Source organism: Flavobacterium sp. RHBU_24 (assembly GCF_046613695.1).
Lineage (GTDB): Bacteria > Bacteroidota > Bacteroidia > Flavobacteriales > Flavobacteriaceae > Flavobacterium.
Genome location: NZ_JBKJHD010000015.1, coordinates 1 through 22,011, shown reverse-complemented (window position 1 = coordinate 22,011; position 22,011 = coordinate 1). Strand labels below are relative to the sequence as shown.

The 22,011-nt window shown below is 43.7% G+C and carries 18 protein-coding genes; 7 read left to right on the top strand and 11 right to left on the bottom strand.

All coding sequences use genetic code 11. The annotated features are described in order from the left end of the window. Nucleotides 1-25 precede the first annotated feature (25 nt). Both ACLI09_RS13890 and lipA read right to left on the bottom strand, forming a co-directional pair. Nucleotides 26-421, bottom strand: coding sequence for a hypothetical protein (locus ACLI09_RS13890; protein WP_411420236.1), 396 nt, complete (start codon nucleotides 419-421; stop codon nucleotides 26-28). A 111-nt stretch (nucleotides 422-532) separates the two neighbouring features. Continuing rightward, nucleotides 533-1,423: a lipoyl synthase gene (gene lipA, locus ACLI09_RS13885; RefSeq protein ID WP_411420235.1), complete on the bottom strand. Its 891-nt coding sequence runs from the start codon at nucleotides 1,421-1,423 to the stop codon at nucleotides 533-535. 211 nt (nucleotides 1,424-1,634) lie between these two features. Here lipA and ACLI09_RS13880 point away from each other — a divergent pair, with 211 nt between their 5' ends. The 3 genes from ACLI09_RS13880 to ACLI09_RS13870 all read left to right on the top strand — a co-directional run bounded on the left by ACLI09_RS13880 (nucleotide 1,635) and on the right by ACLI09_RS13870 (nucleotide 3,768). Continuing rightward, on the top strand, nucleotides 1,635-1,979 hold the full coding sequence (locus tag ACLI09_RS13880) for a carboxypeptidase-like regulatory domain-containing protein (protein ID WP_411420234.1): 345 nt from the start codon (nucleotides 1,635-1,637) through the stop codon (nucleotides 1,977-1,979). A 21-nt stretch (nucleotides 1,980-2,000) separates the two neighbouring features. Next, nucleotides 2,001-3,206, top strand: coding sequence for a carboxypeptidase-like regulatory domain-containing protein (locus ACLI09_RS13875; protein ID WP_411420233.1), 1,206 nt, complete (start codon nucleotides 2,001-2,003; stop codon nucleotides 3,204-3,206). A gap of 94 nt (nucleotides 3,207-3,300) precedes the next feature. Beyond that, entirely contained in the window at nucleotides 3,301-3,768 is a 468-nt protein-coding gene (locus ACLI09_RS13870; protein WP_411420232.1) for a protease complex subunit PrcB family protein, read from the top strand. A 181-nt stretch (nucleotides 3,769-3,949) separates the two neighbouring features. On the opposite strand, the gene ACLI09_RS13865 is transcribed toward ACLI09_RS13870, so the two are convergent. The 9 genes from ACLI09_RS13865 to recF form a co-directional block, all read right to left on the bottom strand. After that, nucleotides 3,950-4,423: a hypothetical protein gene (locus ACLI09_RS13865; protein WP_411420231.1), complete on the bottom strand. Its 474-nt coding sequence runs from the start codon at nucleotides 4,421-4,423 to the stop codon at nucleotides 3,950-3,952. A gap of 91 nt (nucleotides 4,424-4,514) precedes the next feature. Then, nucleotides 4,515-5,369 carry an energy transducer TonB gene (locus ACLI09_RS13860; protein WP_411420230.1) on the bottom strand — a complete coding sequence of 285 codons (855 nt, stop codon included), beginning with the start codon at nucleotides 5,367-5,369 and terminating at the stop codon, nucleotides 4,515-4,517. A gap of 295 nt (nucleotides 5,370-5,664) precedes the next feature. Further along, nucleotides 5,665-6,225 (bottom strand): RNA polymerase sigma factor, encoded by a 561-nt coding sequence (locus ACLI09_RS13855; RefSeq protein WP_411420229.1) that lies wholly within the window; start codon nucleotides 6,223-6,225, stop codon nucleotides 5,665-5,667. After that, nucleotides 6,216-7,322: a glycosyltransferase gene (locus ACLI09_RS13850; protein WP_411420228.1), complete on the bottom strand. Its 1,107-nt coding sequence runs from the start codon at nucleotides 7,320-7,322 to the stop codon at nucleotides 6,216-6,218. Before ACLI09_RS13850 ends, ACLI09_RS13855 begins: the two co-directional genes overlap by 10 nt. A gap of 131 nt (nucleotides 7,323-7,453) precedes the next feature. Then, entirely contained in the window at nucleotides 7,454-8,467 is a 1,014-nt protein-coding gene (murB, locus tag ACLI09_RS13845; protein ID WP_411420227.1) for a UDP-N-acetylmuramate dehydrogenase, read from the bottom strand. Nucleotides 8,468-8,507: 40 nt separating this feature from the next. Further along, nucleotides 8,508-9,182 (bottom strand): DUF2461 domain-containing protein, encoded by a 675-nt coding sequence (locus ACLI09_RS13840; RefSeq protein WP_411420226.1) that lies wholly within the window; start codon nucleotides 9,180-9,182, stop codon nucleotides 8,508-8,510. Nucleotides 9,183-9,186: 4 nt separating this feature from the next. Continuing rightward, nucleotides 9,187-9,474 carry a type II toxin-antitoxin system RelE/ParE family toxin gene (locus ACLI09_RS13835; RefSeq protein ID WP_411420225.1) on the bottom strand — a complete coding sequence of 96 codons (288 nt, stop codon included), beginning with the start codon at nucleotides 9,472-9,474 and terminating at the stop codon, nucleotides 9,187-9,189. Next, nucleotides 9,471-9,707, bottom strand: a complete 237-nt coding sequence (locus tag ACLI09_RS13830) for an addiction module protein (protein ID WP_411420224.1) — start codon at nucleotides 9,705-9,707, stop codon at nucleotides 9,471-9,473. The genes ACLI09_RS13835 and ACLI09_RS13830 overlap by 4 nt, the downstream gene beginning before the upstream one ends. Nucleotides 9,708-9,742: 35 nt before the next feature. Next, complete coding sequence (gene recF / locus ACLI09_RS13825) at nucleotides 9,743-10,822, bottom strand: DNA replication/repair protein RecF (RefSeq protein WP_411420223.1); 1,080 nt, start codon at nucleotides 10,820-10,822, stop codon at nucleotides 9,743-9,745. Between the two features lie 143 nt (nucleotides 10,823-10,965). Here recF and ACLI09_RS13820 point away from each other — a divergent pair, with 143 nt between their 5' ends. From ACLI09_RS13820 to ACLI09_RS13805, 4 genes are all read left to right on the top strand, one after another. Continuing rightward, complete coding sequence (locus ACLI09_RS13820; protein WP_411420222.1) at nucleotides 10,966-11,760, top strand: tetratricopeptide repeat protein; 795 nt, start codon at nucleotides 10,966-10,968, stop codon at nucleotides 11,758-11,760. 1 nt (nucleotide 11,761) lies between these two features. After that, entirely contained in the window at nucleotides 11,762-12,250 is a 489-nt protein-coding gene (gene ribH / locus ACLI09_RS13815) for a 6,7-dimethyl-8-ribityllumazine synthase (RefSeq protein WP_411420221.1), read from the top strand. Between the two features lie 358 nt (nucleotides 12,251-12,608). Then, nucleotides 12,609-18,362, top strand: coding sequence for a T9SS sorting signal type C domain-containing protein (locus tag ACLI09_RS13810; protein WP_411420220.1), 5,754 nt, complete (start codon nucleotides 12,609-12,611; stop codon nucleotides 18,360-18,362). Between the two features lie 223 nt (nucleotides 18,363-18,585). Further along, nucleotides 18,586-22,011: hypothetical protein (locus ACLI09_RS13805; protein ID WP_411420219.1), on the top strand; the 3,426-nt coding region annotated here is incomplete at its 3' end.

The window sequence follows — 22,011 nt, the reverse complement described above, 5'->3', positions numbered from 1 at the left end:
CTGAAGTCTTTTGCCAGGTACCAGGCTACCATATCGCCAAAAGTAAGGTCGGTGGTTTTGGGGTAGTTTCACTGTCCCAATAACCCGGAGGCGGCAGCAGATTTATTTTTCCGAAAGAAATTAATTTGATGATGTAAAGCGGTAGTAGTAGTAAATGAAGGAACATAGTGCCTGAATTGAATAATTCGCCTTCTGAAAGGAAGTGGGTACTGTAATCAAAACCATCTTCTTCAAGTTGATATTTGTCTATGAACTTTATGAGCATGTAATAATTGTCATCACCGTAAAGGCCGAGGTCATTTTCTACTGTAGTAGATAATGATTTTACATTCTCCCAACTTTCTTCTTCAAGAAAGCCTTTTACTTCAAGGTATGCTTTTTTCAGTGTGGCAAAGTCTGCCGTATACGTTTTACGTTCCATAAAGTAATTGTTTTAATTTATGATATTAGCACGACCAGGATGCCACTTAGGGCCGAGTGAAGCTGCTCCCTCTCATTTGGAGAGGGCTGGGGTGAGGCCTATTAAACAAATTTACAGAATATGCTTTTGGGCTTTGTATGATGAACGTACCAGCGCGCCGCTTTCTACGTGGCGGAAGCCCATTTCAAGTCCGATAGTCTCGTATTTCTTAAACTGGTCCGGCGTGATGAATTCTTTTACCGGAAGGTGTTTTTTGCTCGGCTGCAGGTACTGGCCTATGGTAAGCACATCAAGGTTTACGTTGCGCAGGTCTTCCATGGTTTGCAGTACTTCGGCTTCAGTTTCGCCAAGGCCCAGCATAATGCCCGACTTAGTACGGTTAATGCCGCTTGTTTTAAGGTAGTTTAATACCTCAAGGCTGCGCTCATACTTGGCCTGTATGCGCACTTCGCGGGTAAGGCGTTTTACGGTTTCCATATTGTGTGAAACTACCTCGGGGTGCACCTCTATAATACGGTCGATGTTGCGGGTTACGCCCTGAAAATCGGGTATAAGGGTTTCAAGGGTAGTGGTGGGGTTCATCCTGCGTATGGCCTTAATGGTCTCCGCCCAGATGATAGAGCCCATATCCTTAAGGTCGTCGCGGTCTACACTGGTTATAACCGCGTGCTTTATATTCATTATCTTAATAGAACGTGCCACTTTTTCGGGCTCATCCCATTCTACGGTTTCGGGCCTCCCGGTTTTTACGCCGCAAAAGCCGCACGAGCGCGTGCACACATTGCCCAGTATCATAAAGGTAGCGGTGCCCTCGCCCCAGCATTCGCCCATATTAGGGCAGCTGCCCGATGTGCATATCGTGTTAAGCTTGTATTTGTCTACAAGCCCGCGCAGTTCGGTATATTTTTGGCCGGTGGGTAGTTTTACCCTTAGCCATTTGGGTTTTTGTGTAAGCAGGCCGTTTTGTGCTACGGGCCTGTTGGTATCTAAAACAGTTTCCATACAGTCAAAATCAGGATACAAAGATACTACATATTGTAATAAATAATTCGGCCAAACAGTAATGAAAATTTTTTAATCATTTAACAAGATGTTTCTTTAAATTTATTATTTTTGAAGTGATGGATGTTGCCTTATTGTGTTTATTTTCAGATGGATATAGTTGGGCTTAGTGTTGAGTATTTTTAATGTTTTAATTAAAATTTTATAATTTATGGCCTCAAAAAGTTCAACTCAAATAATTGTTGCGATTATTGGTGCTATTGCAGTTGTTATTGGCGCATATTTTCATTCTGTTTATAAAAGAAATGATGATTCTAATGACGAGCATCATCTTACATGTGGAAGAGTTGTAGACTTAAATGATAGTCCTATTGTTAATGCAAGAGTATCTATAGTTAACACTCCAAGAAGTGAAACAACAGATGCAAATGGAGAATTCTGTTTTACATTTCCTGATAAAGCGGATTTTTTCATACTTAGAGTTACCCATCAGAATCACACAGCACATGAAGAAACCTTTTCAACTAAAGGTGATATAAAAATTATGATTCCATAAAAAGGCTAAAAAATATCTATCATGAAATTTATTATTTATTTGATATTACTTTTTAATAATATCTATGGATTCGCTAAAATTTTACAAAGTAGCGAAATTTTGTATAAAGGCTACGTTTATGATTCATCAACAAATAAACCAGTTAGTAATGCGAAAATAACTATATCAAAAACTATAAGTAAATATAATATATCAACAGATGATACTGGTTATTTTACTGCAAGAATTACTATAAAAGCAACAGATAAATTGAAATCTATGAGCGTTATAATCAGCCATCCTTTATATAAAACTAAAACTGAGATAAGGCCTATTCAGCCTGACGTTCCTGATAAATTTTATTTAGTTAAACAACCCATTTCTGAAAATAAAGAGGTAAATAAAATTAAAACAGTAAGCAAAAGAAGTAATACTATTACTCTAACCACTATACTATTTGATTCACTATCTAATAAATCGATTATAAATGCAAAAGTCTTTATTAATGAAGCCCAAGCTATTTCTAACAATAGTGGATATGTAAGATTAGAAATTAATAATCCGACCTCAAATTCAGTTTTTGTTCAGATACAAGAGCCAAGTTTGGGGATATCGTATGGGAAGTTATATAATAAAAACAAGTTTCCAAGCGTAATAAAACTTATAGTTAGAGATAAAATTGGAGGAGTAAATGATGAGAAGGTTACAACGAATGGTAATTTTATAGATAACGAGGATTTTATTTTTGCAATTAAATCAATGCTCCTAAAGGTAAAGTTTAATAGCTCAATAGAACAAATATTGTCATACGAATTTAATAAATCAGATATGATATTTGATTATGAGAAATTGCCAGAGGCAATAGAATGTTCAAATGATTCTTCAATAAGATATTATTGGAGGTACGTACAGGATTCAAGGATGTTTCAAGAGATTTATTCATATTTACATTCACATAATCTTGATCAGTTAGTCACTATTGGCAGCTATATAATTTATTATTTTAAAAACAACAAATTAATGGCTGTAGGCTTAAGGATTATTCCATCCTCTAAAGATTTTGATAAGCTGTTTTTTGGGTGTCTGACAGAAAATAAATTAGAATATCAATCGCATGTTCAATCAAGTTTTAATGGGGTTCACTATATTTTTGGTTCTTCTTTCACCGACTATAAATATTCTGAAATTGTAATTAACAATCAAGTAGGATATGAATCGTGTATACATGACTGGTGGTATATTGATTAGAAATAATTGAAAGATTCGGGTAGGGTATAAAACGTTTTAGTTGTTTTTAAAAGAAAAATTCTTACATTAACCATTTAAATTTAAATCATTTGCTATGAAAAAAATTGTGCTTTTTGCTGCTTTGGCTTTTGCCGCTACCGGCTGCCAGGATGATGGGGCTAATACCCTAACTACCGACCCTGTTGCCATTGAATTTTCCCAGGTGGGGAAAAGTGATTTATACGGTAATGGCGCCGAGAATATTGAGGGCGGCAACCTTGTTATAAATGCTGATGCCGATTGGCAGGCCTTGCTGACCCAGATGGCTGCGGTAAACCCGCTGCCGGAAGGTTTTAATGCCGATGTAGACTTCTCGCAGTTTACCGTAATTGCCGCTTTTGACCCTATACGCCCCAACGGCGGGCATTTTATTGATGTTGTTTCGGTAGCCACAACCGGTGCAGCGGTAACGGTAGATGTAAACAGCAGCGGGCCGGAGGGCGGCAATGCCACCACGGTAATGACGCAGCCTTACCACATTATTAAAATACCTAAAACTACACTGCCTGTAGCGTTTGAATAAAGAAAAGCTGATTGAATAAGAGAAGCTGAACGTTATAAAAAAAGCCCCGAAAGGGGCTTTGCTATTTAAATATGGTGGGTTAGTGTATGGTAACGGTTATGGGAAGGGTGTAAGCGATGCGCACCGTCTTGCCGTTTGCTATGCCGGAGTTTCATATAGATAAATGTATACAGCAGCATTATTAAATACCCCTAAGTTTAAGCTTATTCAGGAATTTATCTATACGCCTTTTGTTTTGTTGTTGCAGCAGGGAGGGGTACAGGTTCATGAGTATATTAACCGCGGTAATGACTGCCGCAAATATAAATTCGCCCTTGATTATTTTTAGCAGCGCCAGCACACATACCGAGCAAAATGCCGTTAGGTGGCTTATTTCTGAAAAGGTCATTTCGGCGCGAAGTTCTTCCAGGCGTTGCAGTTCCACCTTGTTTTTAAGGGTCAATTTGGGGTTGAAATATTTAAAAAACGTGTTTTTAACAACCCACTTAAACGCGTCCAAGCCCAGGTATTTGTTTGCTTTTTCGCTGGTAATGTAGTTAAGGTTTGCCAGTTTGTGGTATTGCCCGCTTCTTTTTAGTATTTCAGTAATAATCATACCTGCAATCCAGGAAATAAAAGCTGCTGCAATACTAAAGGTTAGGTATTTTAAATGCATTGTTGGTTTTTAAGCCAACCAAAATACAAAAATAAACCGTATGTATACCTATTTTTCTATCTATAAAAAGCCCCGCGAGGGGCTTTAGTTTTTAGTGTATGGTAACAGTTATGGGAAGGTTGTAAGCGGTGCGCACCGGCTTGCCGTTCTTTATGCCCGGCTTCCACGAGGCCTTCATGCTGTTAAGTACACGTAGGGCTTCTTTGCCCAGGCCGAGGCTCTGGTTAGGGTCGCGCAGTATCTTTACATTGGTCATGCTGCCGTCTTTCTCTATTACAAACGATACATAAACTTTAGCCGTCATGGGGTCTGCATCCGGCACCCGGTACTTGCGGCCTATTTCCCTGTAAAAAGCCTCCATACCCCCGGGATATACCGGCATTACGTCTACCATATTTGCATCGGTAGTACCTTCCGGTTCTACGGCTTTAGGGTTGTTACCCGTACCGCCTTCAACACCCGGGCTTACACTCATAGGGTTTCCGCCGGGTTTTCCTTCCAGGGTTTCCGGGCCGGGCCTGGCGTTTTTAAAATCGTCAACATGCGGAGGGTCTGGTACCGGTTCGCTGGTGGCTACAAGTTTTTCGTTAAACTTTATGGTGTTTTCTGCCGGTGGCGCGGGGGCAGCGGCCTGTTCTATAGGTTCGGGCTTAGGGGGTTCTACTTTAGGCGGCTCGGGTTGTACAAAAATTTCTTCTTCCGGAAGATTATCTACCTGTATGATTTTGTCTTTTGAGTCTATAACATCTGCCTGTGCGGTGGGATTGAAATAATTTATCCCCACCGGAATTGCCGCCGCCGTAGCCATAAGTGCAATGCCGCTAAAAAGGGCAATCATGGTGGTTTTAGAATCGTTTTTGCGCAGTTCGTAGGCGCCGTAGCTTTTGTTGCGCCCCTCGAATACGAGGTCAATCCAGCCTTTATCGAATACATTTATTTTTGACATAATACAAAAGGTTTTAGGTTTGTAAATTGTTTCACTATTTATTGTAATGGGTGATGATTACATAGTAAAGGTACCCCGCTTATTAAAACCTTTTTTGCAGAATGGGTAAAACGGGTAGTTGACTTGGTGAAAATGGCGGGAAAAATGTGTACCTAAAAACAGCTTGACGGCGATGTTTGTTAAAAACAGCTGACATTGCACAAACTGTTTTCACATTGTGGAATATAGTGAAAGTAAAGTGGAAGATAATGGTAAGAAAAGTGGAATATAATGAAAAATAAAGTGGAATATAAAATTACTTTTTAAGTATTTCGAGCAACAATTTTTTTGCCCGTAGAATTTTTACCTTAATGTTGTTAAGCGGCTCATTGAGCTGGCTGGCTATTTCCTGGTAACTCATTTCCTGGAAATAACGCAGCTGTAACACCTCCTGGTACTGGGGTTTCATCTGCCTAATACAACCCAAAAGCCGCGACAGGTTTTGCTCCTTAATAATTTCATCCTCGGCCGTGGGGGAGCTGTCGGCAATATTGCGGGCGCTGCGCTCCTGCTCTTCGGTAGTTTCTACAAAAAGCGACGATTTCTTTTTGCGCAGCAGGTCGATGTGCACATTTTTTGCAATGGCAATGAGCCAGGTATTAAAAGCGTATTCCGGATTATAGGTTATAATACGGTCAAAAGCCTTGGCGAAGGTTTCTATCACAATATCCTCGGTATCTGTTTCGTTCTGGGTGCGCTTCAGCATAAAGGCATATACTTCGTTCCAGTAAAAATCGAGCAAAAAGGTAAAGGCAACCTGGTCGCCTGTTTTAGCTTTTTCTATGTTTTCCTGAATACGCTGGGAGTTTATTGCCAATGTGCCTTTTTTGAAAATGCGTTAACCATTACTACATAAAGTTGTGTGAAGATAAGCAATATTTCCATAAACGGAAACCAGTAAATGGTGTCTTTTTCATTAAGTTTTGCCGCGCTTTGCGCCATTACTATCCAGCACAGCAGGTAGCGGAAGGCAATTACCGGCACCAGTATCATCCAGTTAAACTGCAGTATGAGCAGTGTTGCCATTAGTATAAAAAAAAGTGCCTGTAGCCACACGAATATTTTCAGTTTTACCTGGTCGGCGGTTTTAAAGAACGAAAGCGTGTAGGCAGTCTTACGTTTCTCATGTATCCAGCTGCTAAACTTTGCAGGGGCATCGCCGTGGGTAAAGCTTTCGGGCGTGTAGCACACCGCGGTATTTTTAGGTGTGGCGGCTTCGTTTATAAAAAGCGAATCTTCGCCCGTGCGGATGTTCATGTGGTTGATGTAGCCGTTTCGCGAAAAGAACTCTTCTTTCTTATAGCCCAGGTTGCGGCCATCGCCGCTGTAGGGCGCGCCCAGCTTAGCCCAGGCAAAGCATTGTGTTGCGTTAATTAGCGCATCAAACCGGATGAGTTTGTTTAACAGCGAATTTTTTACCAGCCTGTAGGCACTAAAGCCCAAAACAATAGTTTTATTTAGGGTAAATTGCGATGCCATGTGCATAATCCAGTCAGATGAGGCGGGCTCATATTCCGCATCAATAAAAAGCAGGTATTCTTTGCGGGCGGCTTTGATGCCCAGGGTATACGCGTATTTTTTATTGCCCCAAAAGGCCTCGTTGTTTTCTACTTTTATGAGGCGCACATTGGTATGCTCTTTTTCAAGTTCCTCAAGCGCGTCGATGGTTTCATCGCCCGAAGCATTGTCGATTATCACCACTTCAAAATCAGGGTAATTTTGGCTTACCAGCTGCGGAATGAGTTTTTGCGCGCTTTTGTGGTTGTTTTTAACCAGTACCAAAACCGAAACGGGAAGTTTTTTCTGTGTAACCTGCTGCTGCCCGGAAAAGATGAATTTACCAAATATGCCCAGGTAATAAGCAAGTTGCAGTATTATGACACAGACAAAAACATAAAAAATAATTATTGTCATACAGGCAATTTAATTTTGCCGCAAAATTAGTTAAAAGTATTCAGTGTACAGTGTTCGGTTTGCAGTTTTATTTGTGCCCGGTTTTGGCTGTTTATGAGCTGAAAGGGTAAGGAGGCAACCGAAAACTCAACTTAAACCACATTAACCTCGGCCTCGATAGCAATCCCGAACGTATCAAGAACCGTATCCTGTATTTTTTTAGAAAGCGCCAGTAGTTCAGCGCCGGTAGCGTTACCATAGTTAACGAGTACCAGTGCCTGGCGTGCGTGTACCCCGGCATCGCCATAACGGCTGCCTTTAAAACCGCATTGCTCTATGAGCCATCCGGCAGGTACTTTCACTTCAAACTCATTTAGGATATAATGTGGCATCTGCGGGTGCTTTACGTACAGTTTCTCAAACTGCTCTGCCGAAATAATGGGGTTTTTAAAGAAGCTGCCGCTGTTGCCCAGTTCCTTCGGGTCGGGTAGTTTGCTTTGGCGGATGGCGGTTATGGCCGCCCCCACATCTTTAATAGTAGGTACATTAATACTATGTTTAGCCAGCTCGGCAGCTATATCGCCGTATGAGGTGTTTATTTTATGGTGGGTCCTGGTGAGGGCAAACGTAACCGACGTAATTACATACATCCCTTTAAGCCTGCCTTTAAAAACGCTTTCGCGGTAAGCAAATTCGCATTCTTCATTTGTAAACGTGGTAAGCTGCTGCGTTGCGATGTTCATACCCTCGCAGCTTACCATGGTGTCTTTAATTTCGGTGCCGTAGGCGCCTATGTTCTGTATAGGGGTAGTGCCCACGTTACCGGGAATGAGCGACAGGTTTTCAATACCGCCGTAACCCTTACTAATACAGTACTGCACAAACCCGTGCCAGTTTTCACCGGCCATGGCTTTAATATGCACCGTGTTCTCGTCCTGCCAAACAACCTCGATACCGTTTATATTAATGTGTATTACCAGTGCGTTAATATCCTGCGTAAGGAGCATGTTGCTGCCGCCGCCTAATATAAAAAGTGGTTTGCCCGCGTTCTCTTTCAGCACTTCGGCAAGTTCAGCTACAGAGGTTACCGACACAAACTCTTTTGCAGCGGCGGCAATGCCAAAAGTATTGAGGTGTTGTAGCGGGTAGTTTTTCAGGATTTCCATTGCGGGGATACAGTTTAATTGCGGGTGCAAAAATAGGGTTTTACCCTTCGGTAGTAAGGGCGCGGTTTAAAAATTCTATAAGCGGTTTCAGTACAATCAGTTTTTTAGACGTATCCTTCACGAAGTCTTTGCTCAAAAGTTCCTTATTGCTTATCTGGGTTGTAGCCAGGAAGCTTTTAAATTTCAGGAACTCAATAGCCGGATGGTCCTTGTCAAAATCCTTGGGTGCCGATTTCAGCACCATACCTTCGCCTTTCTCAAAACCGCCGTAAATTTTTTTAAATTCCGGTTCGGCTACTATTGCTTCAAGTTCTTCATAAAAGCCGTCTATCTCGCGGCGCACCTTTTTAAGGTCGGCCGCTTCAGGGAAATACAGCCCGCCCCCGGCAAAGGCAGTACCGTTCTCAATATGCACATAGTAACCTGCCATGTTAGTATTCTTTTTGCCCTCACACATCCATATACCCATGTGGGTTTTATAGGGTGTTTTATCTTTGCTGAAACGGATGTCGCGGTTAATGCGGTACGAGCAGTCTTTAAATTCAAGCTGCTCCAGCGTATCGTCCAGCGGTTTCATTTCGGCCAAAAATTCGTCAACGGTATCGCGGTAATCGGTTTTATAGTGCTCATAGCGGTCCTGGTTGGCCTGGAACCATTCGCGGTTATTATTGTTTTTCAGGTCTTCAAGAAACTGAAGGGTATCTTTTGTTATCATGGTTTTACTTCCACTTTTGGGGATTAAGCGATGTATGTATTACGGCAAGTATTGTGATTTGGTTTCTATCAGGCTCAATGTCATAATGGATCATGTAAGGAAAAATAGAAACAACTGCTGTATGTATTGTTTTGTATCTTGCGCTATATGCATCAGGATTCTTACTTATAAAGTCCATTTCCTTAAAAATGGCCTGGGCAAAACGCTTGCCTAAGCCTTTTTGTTTTTCATTGTACCATTCGGAAGCTCCCCGAATATCTTTCCGGGCTCTTTCGGTTAGTATTAATTTCAATCCTCAAGCTCTTTTAAAATGTCATTCATAGCTTCATTATAATCATGAAATTGTTCATCGCCATTTTTTATAGCCTCAAGCCTGTGGTCGAGTTCTTCTTTGTGCCATTCAGGTATGTCACTATCATCAATATCTATATTTTTAAATTTCTTTTTGAAAGAAAGCCATTCTTGTATCGGAATAAAAACCCCTGTAGTTTCTCCTTTACCATCTAATATATATTGCAAATTCATTTTGAAAGAGTTTATTACGAAGTTAGTGAATAATATTATAACTTAAAAACGCTGTAACTCTCGTGGGTTTGACGTACAATAGCCTCGGTACGCTCGTTATGCGTATCGCTTATAAATATCTGTCCGAAAACATTATCATCTATCATCTGTACAATCTTAGCCACACGGGTTTCGTCGAGCTTATCAAAAATATCGTCGAATAATAGTATAGGCAATACGCCGCCCTGCTGTTTTATAAACTCAAACTGCGCCAGTTTCAGTGCTATCAGGTAGCTTTTTTGCTGCCCCTGGCTGCCAAATTTCTTTATGGGGTGGCCGTCTATTTCAAAAAGCAGGTCGTCTTTATGCACGCCCACACTGGTATATTGCAGCACACGGTCGCGCTGCAGGCTTTCCTCCAGCAAGGCAGAGAGGTTATCCTGGTGCAGGTGGCTTTCGTAGGCCAGGCTTACGTTTTCGGCGGCGCCCGTTATGGCAGCATGGTGCTTGTTAAAAATAGGGGTAAAGGCATCGAGAAACATTTTCCGCTTTTCAAAAATATGCTGCGCCATGCCATCCAGCTGGGCATTATATATATATAAGGTGTCGCGGTCAAAAGTGTGGTTAAGGGCAAAGTATTTAAGCAGGGCATTACGCTGCTGCAACACCTTCTGGTAATTAATGAGTTCCTGTAAATAAACCGGGTCTAATTGAGATATTACACTGTCAAGGAATTTGCGGCGGGTTTCGCTGCCTTCCGTTATCAGGTCGCTGTCGTAAGGCGATATAATAACCAGCGGGATAAAGCCCACGTGTTCGCTAAATTTATCGTATGCCTTACCGTTGCGCTTCAGCATTTTTTTCATGCCTTTTTTAAGGCTGCACACCACCTGTTCGCTGCGCCCGGTTTTTTCAAACGTGCCGTCTATTACAAAAAACTCTTCGCCGTGGCGTATGTTTTGCACCGCAAGCGGGTTAAAATAGCTTTTTCCGTAAGCAAGGTGGTATATGGCATCGAGCACATTAGTTTTGCCCACTCCGTTTTTTCCTGTAAAACAGTTTATCTTAGGGTCAAACTGATAGGTAGCCTCAGCTATATTTTTGTAGTTAAGGAGGGATAAACTTTGTAAATACATACTTTTAACAGGCCTGAATATGAAAATCTTCCAGTGTTTAGGAGTATTTTTTATATAAGCCGCAAATTATTGAAAAATATCGACACAAAGGCCTTTTGTTTTTAAATAAAAATTTTATTTTTGCGCACACTAAAATATAGTAAATGGCAACATATAATAAAAGAGGCTATAAAGCGCCAAAACCAGAAGTAGAAAAAGATGTGGTAGAAGTGCAGCCTGTTGAAGAAACGTTTGAAGGGCACAGCACAACTGCCGATGTATTTAATACGCTGGATCAGGGAGCCTCTAAAACCGAAGCATGGGTAGAAAAAAACCAGAAGCTTATATACATAGTTATAGGCGCCGTTGCACTGGTAACCATAGGCTACTTGTTTTATGACAAATTTGTAGTTACCCCTAAAGAAGAAGAAGCCGCTAACGAAATGTTTCAGGCAGAGCAGTACCTTGCACAGGCGGTTACAGCACAAAAATCTCAGGACTCTTTATACAACCTAGCCCTTAACGGCGGCGAAGGTAAATTTGGGTTTCTTGCAATAATTGACAAATACAGTGGTACCGATGCGGCTAACCTTGCAGAATACTGCGCGGGTACGGCTTATCTTAACACCGGTAAATATAAAGATGCCGTAACACACTTTGAAAACTTTAGCACTAAGGATGAAATACTAAACGCATCTAAACTGGGTGCTACCGGCGACGCGTTTGTGCAGCTGGGTGGTAATGAAAACCTTGAAAAAGGCCTTAAGTACTATATTGACGCTGCAAAAGCAAGCGATAACAACGTGTATACCCCGCGTTTCCTGTTTAAGGCAGGGCAGGTAGCACTTGGCCTTAATAAAAAAGAAGACGCGCTTAAATACTTTAAAGAGATTAAAGAAAAATATGAAACATCTCAGGAAGGGATGTCTATAGATGCTTACATAGCCGGTTTAGAGTAATATGGCAACAGAAAATAAAAATTTATCCCATTACGATAAAAACACAATCCCAAACGCGAAAGATTTTCGGTTTGGGATTGTTGTTTCAGAATGGAACGAAACCATTACAAACGGCCTCTACCAGGGCGCGCTTGATACGCTTATGGATAATGGCGTACCGGACGAAAATATCATTACCCTTAGTGTTCCCGGCAGTTTTGAACTGGTATATGGCGCTAAGAAAATGATTGAAACAAAAAACGTTGATGCCGTTATAGCAATAGGCAGTGTGATACAGGGCGAAACCAAACACTTTGATTTTGTATGCGAAGCCGTTTCACAGGGAATTAAAGACCTTAATGTACTAACCGGCGTGCCGGTAATATTTTGTGTACTTACTGATAATAACTTGCAGCAGGCTATAGACCGTAGTGGGGGTAAGCATGGCAACAAAGGCACGGAAGCCGCTGTTGTGGCAATGCGCATGGCTGCAATTAAAAACACGTTTTAATTCTTACAGATTTTATTTACAATACATCATAAAACCATTTTTACGCAGAATGGTTTTTTTTATTTAATTAAACTTTAACTTTTTTACTTAATTTTTAACTTTATAATTGTAAGAAATTACATCTTTATTTAAATTATAAATAATATATACCGTTAAAAATCTTAATATCTGTTGAAATTTTTCAAATATATGTGAAAATTTAGTTAATTCGTAACTTATTTGTAAAATACCTGTTAATGGGTATTTTTTATTACCCAATCTTTTAATAAGTTTACTCTTCCTAAAAAAGAAATGCTTTTTGGAAAAATTTTATCTGCTGACCACAGGTAAAAACGCTTTATTTAAATCGACTTACTATATGAAAATTATTACCCCCATGTTTAAGTGGCATTTTACCATTTTGGTATTGTGTGCCTTGTTCTTAAAATCATCTTTGCTTTCAGCCCAGGCAACAATCGACCATCAAACCTTTAGCGGAAATGCCATTCCGGCCGGTTGGACTGCAACTAACGTTGCTCCGTCTTCGGGTTATGTAAGTTTTACGGCAGTAAATGCATCGCTAACCTCACCGTCGTACAATTTATCTGGCTTTAACAGCGTAAGCTTAACGTTTGAACTGGCAAATACCGGTATAGAGAACGGAGGCCCCCTTACAGTAAGCATATCGGGCGATGGCGGCCTTACCTGGACCGCACAGACCTTTAATTCTGCTACCCCGTCGGGAACCACGTTTGCCGTTAATGGCCCTATAGCCATTACAGTGCCGGGCACTGCGGTAAAAATTAACTTTACAAGGCTGGGAGGTACCGGCCCGCTTAAATTCAGGCAGTTTAATTTGCAGGGTGTTTACGAGCCTGTACTTTCGCTATCGGGCAGCCTTACAGAAGATACACTAAATAACAGTGTAATAGTTGCCGAACTGTCTGCCGGGCATTTCGCCCCGGTGCTTGACCAAAGCCTTTTTAGCCTTAGCGGTGCGCCTGCTGGTACGTTTATTGCGTCGGTAATACGCAACAGCGATATAAAGGCTACCATAACCCTGGGATATAACGGTACCGACTTTGATACTAACGCCAACCTCGGCATTTCGGCAGCTGCCAGCCAGTTTGCACAAAACATTGCGGTATCATCTGCAAATACGCTGCCGCTTACCGCCCATGTAGAAACTATTAGCGCCACACCTCTAATAAGGAATGGGTTAAATTATTATACAGGCGCGGGACCGTCGCTTGCTAAGAGTTTTACGATAACCGCTACCTCCCTTGCACCCGGCAGCGGTACTCTATCAATAATAGGCAACACCCACTACGAGGTGTCTACCACAAGCCCTTCTTCAGGTTTTGCAACTAACGGAAGTATTAACTTTAATAATAATACGCTGGCAGCAACCACCTTTTATGTAAGGCTTAAAGCCGGGCTTGCCGAGGGCGATTATACTAACGAGGCAATAGCCATATCGGGAGGTAAGGCCCTGCTTTTAGTAGTTGCCAACGGTAAGGTATTGGGCAATACGGCCACTAACGACCTTTGCGCTAACCAGGAAAGCCTTGATGTAACAGATGCTGCTGTGGCGGGTACACTGACAGGCGCTACTTATACAGCCATAACAGGCGGCGACGGTAATCCGGATGTGTGGTACAGGTTTAACGCAACATGTGCCGGTACATACACTATTGCACTTTCCGGTTTTAGCGGCGATGCAAACCTGTACCTGTTTCAGGGCAGCTGCCCTTCTTCGGCGGCAAGTGCTGTTGCATCAGCACAAACGGCTAATGCAACCGAAACTATAGAATATCTTATAACACAACCCGGCTTTTATTATATAAGGGTGGCTGCGGCCGATGTGGCTGCGCAGGGCGCTTTTAGCATCAGCCTGAGCAAGCCCGACGAAGCCCCGTATGCCAGCCAGGTTAGCCTTTCTGCTATAACGCTTAATAGCGTAACCATAACCGGAGTGCCTCAAATTGCCTGCGGTACCACAACATACGGTGTAGAATACAGTACGGTGAGCAATTTTACACCCGGCACAGGTACATCTGTTGCAGGAGGCGCGCTTACGGGTGGTGCCTATACAATATTGCTTAACGGCCTTGCCAATGATACAACGTATTACATAAGGGGATGGGAGCAAAATGCAACCGGTACAGGGTATACTACCGAACAGCAGTTTACCACGTTACAGCCGGTATTGGGCAGCTATGCTGTTGCCCCTCCGGTAGGGCAGCCCGCTGCAAATGCCGCTATGTCAGGTTTTACCTCAAAATGGTTTAAAGACGGCGAACATAATTTTGTGGTAAATGTAAGCACTTCGCCTGCCTTTGATACTACTGTCTTTAGTGAAGGCTTTTCCGGGTTTTCCGGCGATGGCACTACGGAAATAACTGCTCCCGATACATTTTTCGGCCAGGCGGGTTGGGATGTTTTAAACACCTATGAGGCAAATGACCGCGCCCTTGTGGGCAGCACCGGCCAGAATGGCTATATCGCTTCGCCTGCCATAGACCTTTCGGGCACAGGAGATACATTTATATCTTTTGATGTACAAAAATTTGAAAACCAAAATACTGTTGTGCAATTTTTATATGATGCAAACGGCGATGGCAACTGGGTACAGCTTGGCGCTGATATCGCCTTGCTGCCGCAGGTTCAGGTATTCAGCTTTGCCATTACGGGCGGTACCGCAACGTCTAAATTTAAAATACAATCTGCAAGTGCGGCGCCGGGCAAAAGGTTTTATGCCGGCAATATTGCTGTAAAGCGCTTTAGCGGCACCAGCCAGTATATAGATTATGCAACCGCACAGGCAACTGCACAGGCGTCAACCCTAAACAGTATAAACGGCTATATATACAGCAAAGCCCAGTCGGGCCTTACCGCCGGTACTACTTATTATTATAGGGTGCGTGCCGAGGCGCAGGGTATTTATTCGCTGCCTTCAGAAACCATAACTGTAAGCACGCTTACGGCAAATATACAAGGCGGCAGGCTGTATGTGAAAAAAGGTGGTGCAGGTACAGGCGAAAGCTGGGCCAGCGCCATAGGCGAGGTTGCCGAGGCATTGCACTATGCCAAAACGCTAAATGCCCTTGCTGCGGGTACTGTGAAAGAAATATGGGTAGCGGGCGGTAAATACAGGCCTTTTTATACAGCCGATACCGATAGTAATGCAAACCCTGACGACCGGAACAATGCCTTTGTGCTCTTAAACGGGGTATCGCTTTACGGCGGGTTTAACGGTACTGAAACGTCGCTTGATGCACGTATGAACATGCCCGCAGCGGGTAACGGCCTGGAGACCGTACTTACAGGAAAAATAGGTACCGATTCTGATAGTGATAATACCTACCATATAGTTATTGCCACGGATATAACCGATGCCGAAACAGTACTTGATGGTTTTGTAATACGCGATGGCCGTGCAACCGGTACCGGCGAGATAGTAAGCAATGGCGTAACCATTCCACAGCACAGCGGCGCGGGTATTTACAACCATAACAGTAATTATAAATTAAAAAATATCTTACTGGAGTATAATATTGCCGATAGCACAGGCGGTGCGGTATATAACATACAGTCCGGCGCCGCGCTCGCTTTTAAAAGTATAGAGATAACCGCTAACCAGGCCGCAGTTGGTGCGGGAGTGGCAAATATAGGGGCCAGCCCCGTTTTTAACGATGTCCTTATAAAAAGTAATATTGCTACAACATACGGTGGCGGGTTATTTAACAGCAATTCGTCGGCGGCATTAAAAGATGTAAGGATACTATTAAATTCCGCACAAAAAGGCGCGGGTGTATACAGCCAGCTTTCTACGAGCAACATATTTACTAATGTAAGCATAAGCAATAACACGGCAACCTTATTTGGGGGCGGTATTTATATAGAAAGCGATACAGCGGCGGAGTATAAAGGTGCAGATGTTTTTACAAACTGTATTTTTAATACCAATACAGCCGGTGAAAAAGGTGGTGCCATCTACTATTACAATGGCGCAGGCAGTATAGGAAATGAAGGGCCTGTGTTTACAAACAGTACCTTTTCCGGCAATGGGGCTACAACACAGGCTAATTTTTTATACTATGAGTATAGTGCAGCCAGTGTAACCGCGATGCAGTTTAGGAACAGCATCATAATAAATCCGCAAACGGGCAGCTTTATTGCAGGCAGCGCAAATTCAGGTATCGACCAGATGGTTTTCCAGAAAGTGCTTACAAACCAGTTACACCTGGGCACTAACTTTAATTCGGGCAACAACCAGTTTTCTGCCGATCCTTTATTTACAGATGCGGATGCCGGCGATTTTACGCTAACACCTGAAAGCCCTGCAATAAACAGGGGCGCTGCGGAATATTATAACGCGGGGATTTTGCCTAACCTGCATGCCATCACATTTGACTATAACAATAATGACCGTATATATGATGGTATTATAGATATGGGCGCTTATGAGTGGCAGGGTTACCAGCCGTGTGAGCAAACAACAACCTGGAACGGTAACGAATGGAGTAACGGCGAGCCTTCTACAGAGTACTCTGCCATTTTAGAAGCAGATTATACAACGTCGGGTAACCTTGTGGCATGCAGCCTTTATGTAAATTCAGGCACATTAACAATACTACAGGGACATACATTTACCGTTAAAAACGAAGTTAATGTTGCCGAAGGCGCAGCAATGTATGTACAAAATAACGCCGCCCTGGTGCAGGTAAACGGCGAACAAAATTCAGGAGTAGCACATGTGTACCGTAACTCTAACCCACTTTTCAGGCTAGATTATACGTTATGGTCTTCACCGGTTTCCGGCCAGTATTTAAGAACATTTTCTATGGCTACATCTAATAACAGGTTTTATGAATATAAGTATGATTATAATGGTACAGGCTGGGTAGAAGGCTACTGGCCGGTAGACCCGGTAACCACACAGTTTGAGGCAGCAAAAAGCTACCTTATACGCATGCCGAACGTCTTGGATGTACCAGGGTATAATGAGGGGCAAACCGCGGTTCCCTTTGCCGGTGATTTTGCCGGCACGCCAAACAACGGAACCATAAGCGTACCGCTTTCTACAGAAAACAACCGGTATTCGGCAGTGGGTAACCCTTATCCGTCGCCCATAAGCATCGCTGCTTTTTATGCTGCAAACACTGCTGCCCTGCAAGATGGCGCTGCACTGTACTTTTGGAGGAAGCGTAATAATGGCGAAGCCACCTCATACGCTACTATTACACTTTCCGGCTTTGTGGCAAATCCTGCCATAGGAGGAGGCTCTGAACAGGCGGGGTACTTTACAGGGCCTTCATCTAACTGGGTGCTTTCACCGGGGCAGGGCTTTATAGTGCAGAGCAACGGCAATGCTGCCAGCCCGGTACTTGTGTTTAACAATACCATGCGCAGGAACGCTGCAAATTCGCAGGCGTTTTTAAGGCAGGCACCCACTCAGGCATCTCGGTGGTGGCTTAACATAACGGCTCAAAACGGTACCGCGGCATCCCAAATGGAAGTTGCTTACCAGGATGAAGGTACCCTGGGCCTTGATTACGGTTATGACGGTAAGCTTATTGGCGAAAGCAATACATTAAAACTATATTCTTTTGTGCAAAATACACCGCTTGCCATACAGGCAAGGCCGGGGTTTGACAGTGCAGATGTAGTGCAACTGGGCTATACAGCTGCCGCGGCAGGTGAATATACTATAGCAATAGACCACGTAGACGGCGTATTTGCAGAAGGGCAGCAAATTTATCTTAAAGATAATGTTACAGGCACTATTACAGAAATTCTTGAAAATGCCTATACTTTTACTACAGAGGCAGGAACATTTGAAGGGCGTTTTGAGGTGCATTATCAAGCAAGCGCACTGGGTGCCGGTACGCCGTTTATAGATGCTGCATCTGTTATTGTGTATCAAAACGGTGATATAGTTACGGTTAATGCGGGTGATACGCTTATTAACGCCGTTACCGTTTACGACATCCGCGGCAGGCAACTGTACAGCCACGATAGTATTAATACCACCGAAATTAGCATACACAACCTTGCTGCTGCACATCAGGTGCTTATTATTGAAATTGCCACCGAGAAAGGTAAGATTTCAAAGCGCATTGTATATTAAGATTTATAACTGCTACTCCCTTTTAATTATAAGCCCCGGTATTAATATCGGGGTTTTTTTGTGCATAGCCCGTTTAAAAAATGTGAAAAAAAAATTATTATGTGATATTTAATTTTTTTCTATTAAAAACGTGGGGTTTACGAATAATAAGATGTTTACATGGCACGATAGTATTGTTTTATATTACAGATTAACATAATTTTAATGCCAAAATATCATTTTAATGAAAAAGATTACCCAGCTGTTAGTATTGATTGCCCTAAGTGGTTGTTTATCAGTATCTGCAGCCGATAAAACGCCCCATAGAGCTTCCGCTAATATATATGCGCCGGTCAATGATAACTGTGCTAATGCTACAAACCTTACGGTTAACGGTGCAAATGGGTGTACCGCAACCACTACAGGTTTAACAACCGCGTCATTTACTGCGGCTACGGCTTCGGGCATTGCAGCATCTTCCTGCGCTAACCCGGGTGTTACGGGATTAGATATTTGGTACCAGTTTACCGCTACCGCTACCTACCACGCGGTTTCACTTTGGAATGTACTTCCAAATGGATCCAACGCAGGTCAGGAGATAATAATGTCGTTATATTCAGGTGGCTGTGGCGCCCTTACAGAAGTAGCCTGCTCTAAGGTAAATTACCTTAAGGCGTTTAACCTTACCGTAGGGCAGGTGTATAAGCTAAGGCTGTACTATAATGTGGCAAACCCCGTGCTAACGGGTTCATACGGTATATGCGTGTCTACACCGCCATTATCTCCCGGTTGCGAGAATGTGTGTATAAACGGCAGTTTTGAAGACCGGGTTATTACCGGTAATTTTAATGCCAGTTTTAACCACTGGGCACTCCAGGGATGGCGCACGCTTGCAACTTTTAATGAGGTGGAATACTGGCCTACAACATCAGGTTTTGCAACGGCTCAAAACGGTAATAATTTCCTCGAATTATGCTCAAACGGTAATGGTGAACAAACCATTTACCAGGAATATAAAACCGCGAACCCTACCACATTTACCATTGATTTTTGGCACAGGGCACGCGTGGCAGCAGGCGGTTTCAGTACAGACAAATGCGAACTTTTAGTAGGCCCTCCGGGTGGCCCTTATACCGTTTTAAGGCAGTTTGAAACCAATACGAACGCATGGGTGCACTATGGCGATGGCACTGCAGATCAGCCATTTCTTCCGGGTAATGCAATTTCAGTTCCGGACCCGCTGCTTACCTATACATCACCGGCAAACCAGCCGGTTACACGCATTATGTGGCGGTCGGTACAAACAGCCAGCAACCAGGCAGGGCAAGCTGTAGGGCCCAGTACAGGCAATCTTTTAGACAATATTAGCATTTATATGACTAATGACATTGTAACGCCCACCACAATTGTAGATTGTAATAACCCGTCTGCATACATAGAAGCAGTAGGTTACGGCACATGGACCGCACATGCTAATAATCCCGGAACGGTTACTATAGACAATCCCGGAGCCAATAATATAACCATATCTGATTTTACCGTTCCCGGTATCTATCATTTTGACTGGGGCAGGCCAAACTGTATGGACACTGTGGAAATTGTCTTTCAGGATCCTACCCCCGCAGCACCTACTGTGGCACCGGTTACCTATTGCCAGGGGCAAACAGCACTGCCGCTTAGCGGCACGCCTGATCCCGGAAATACCCTGGTTTGGTTTTATAACGGTGGCGAATATGTGGGTACGGGGCCGGTGCCCAGTACAGCAACAATAGGGGTGTTTGACTATTTTGTGGTTCAGAGGAATGCCCTGGGTTGCGATGGTATCGCCGTAGCACAGCAGGTAACGATAAACAGTGGCGCAGCCCCTGTAACCGATTTTACACTTCCGGCTACCGTTTGCGAATGGGCAGGAAACGTAACACCCACCCTGGCAACAGGCTTTACCTCAGGCGGAACCTTTGCAGCAGCACCTGCCGGGCTTTCTATAAATGCGGTAACGGGAGAAATAGACCCTGCGGCGAGTACGCCCGGCGCTTATACGGTTACCTACGCTATTGTAAATAATCCGCTAAACTGTGCTGTGGCAGGTTCATCTTCAGATGATATAACCATAGAGGCAGCCCCGCAGCTCTTAAACGCTACGCCGCTAACCACCTGTGATAATGATTATGATGGCCTCGCTACGTTTAACCTTACCACGGCAGGTACACAGGTTGCAAACGGCCAAACAAACCTTACCATTACCTACCACACATCGCAGGCTGATGCGGAAAATGCCGGCGGTACGGGTATTGCCGCGCCTGCTGCATTTACCACTACGGCGCCTGGTACACAAACGGTTTATATTCGCGCTGTATTTACGGGTTCGCTTAGTAACTGCTATACAATTAAACAATTGGTGCTTACAGTTAACCCAAAACCTGCCGCGCCTGTAGTAAGCAACTATGTACTGTGCGATGATCCTGCTACTACAGGAAACGTTGCAACGTTTGATTTAACCACTAAAAATGCCGAAGCCACTGCTAATGTTGCCGGGCTAACGGTAACATATTATACTACCCAGGCCGCTGCTGATTCAGGTACAGTTTTTATTACTAACGCTACTGCATATAACAATACAATCTCGCCGCAAACCGTTTGGGTGCGGGTACAAAACAGCTTTGGCTGCTACAGCACAGGGTCGTTTAACCTTATTGTTAACCCGTTGCCTGTAGTTAACAGCAATGTGGCGCCGTATCAGCTATGCGATGACGGAACCGGCCAGGCTACATTCATCCTTTCCTCAAAAAATAATGAAGTCACTAATAATACGCCCGGATATACCGTAACCTATTACGGCTCTCAGGGTGCTGCAAATAGCGGGTTAGCCGGTGCGCTGCCCGATAGCTATTACACTGCTGCCACTACGGTTTATGCAAGGGTGGTTAACACCGCTACAGGGTGCTTTGCAACTACAAGCGTAGCGCTTCAGCCGCTTTCAAGCCCTACGCTTTCTACTGTAGCCCCGCTGGAAGCTTGTGCCACAGATGTTTCCGACACGGCCGTGTTTAACCTTGCTCCCGTGGCCTCTCAAATTGTAGGTGGGCAGCCGGGCTATACAGCAACATTTTATACCTCTCAGGCTTTCGCCGACGCAGGCGGAACTGCCGGTCAGATTACTAGCCTTAATAATTATACCAGTACAAATGCTACTATATATGTAAGGGTCGTGGCTACCGGCGTTAGCGGTAACTGCTACTCCGTAGGCCCTGTTGACTTACTGGTAAACCCGCACCCTGTTATCCCCACCCTTTCCGACTATGTAGTCTGCGACGACACTGCCCCTGCGCAGGACGGCGTTGAGACATTTGATTTAACGAGCAAGAATGCTGAGGCTACGTCTGACCCTACGGACACGGTAACGTATTATACGGATAACGGTGATGCGCAGCTGGGCCAGAACGCGATTACCAACCCATCGTCATTCCAGAACACTGAGGATGAGCAAACGATATGGGTACGTGTAGAAACAGTGAACGGCTGTTCGGACACGGGCAGTTTTAAGCTTATCGTAAACCCGCTGCCGCTTGCTGATTTGGGCAGCCCTGTATTCTATGCCTGTGAGGAAACCCCGGGCCAGGGCTTGTTTGACCTTGATGAGATCGACCCGGTTATTACGGGCGGGCAGCCC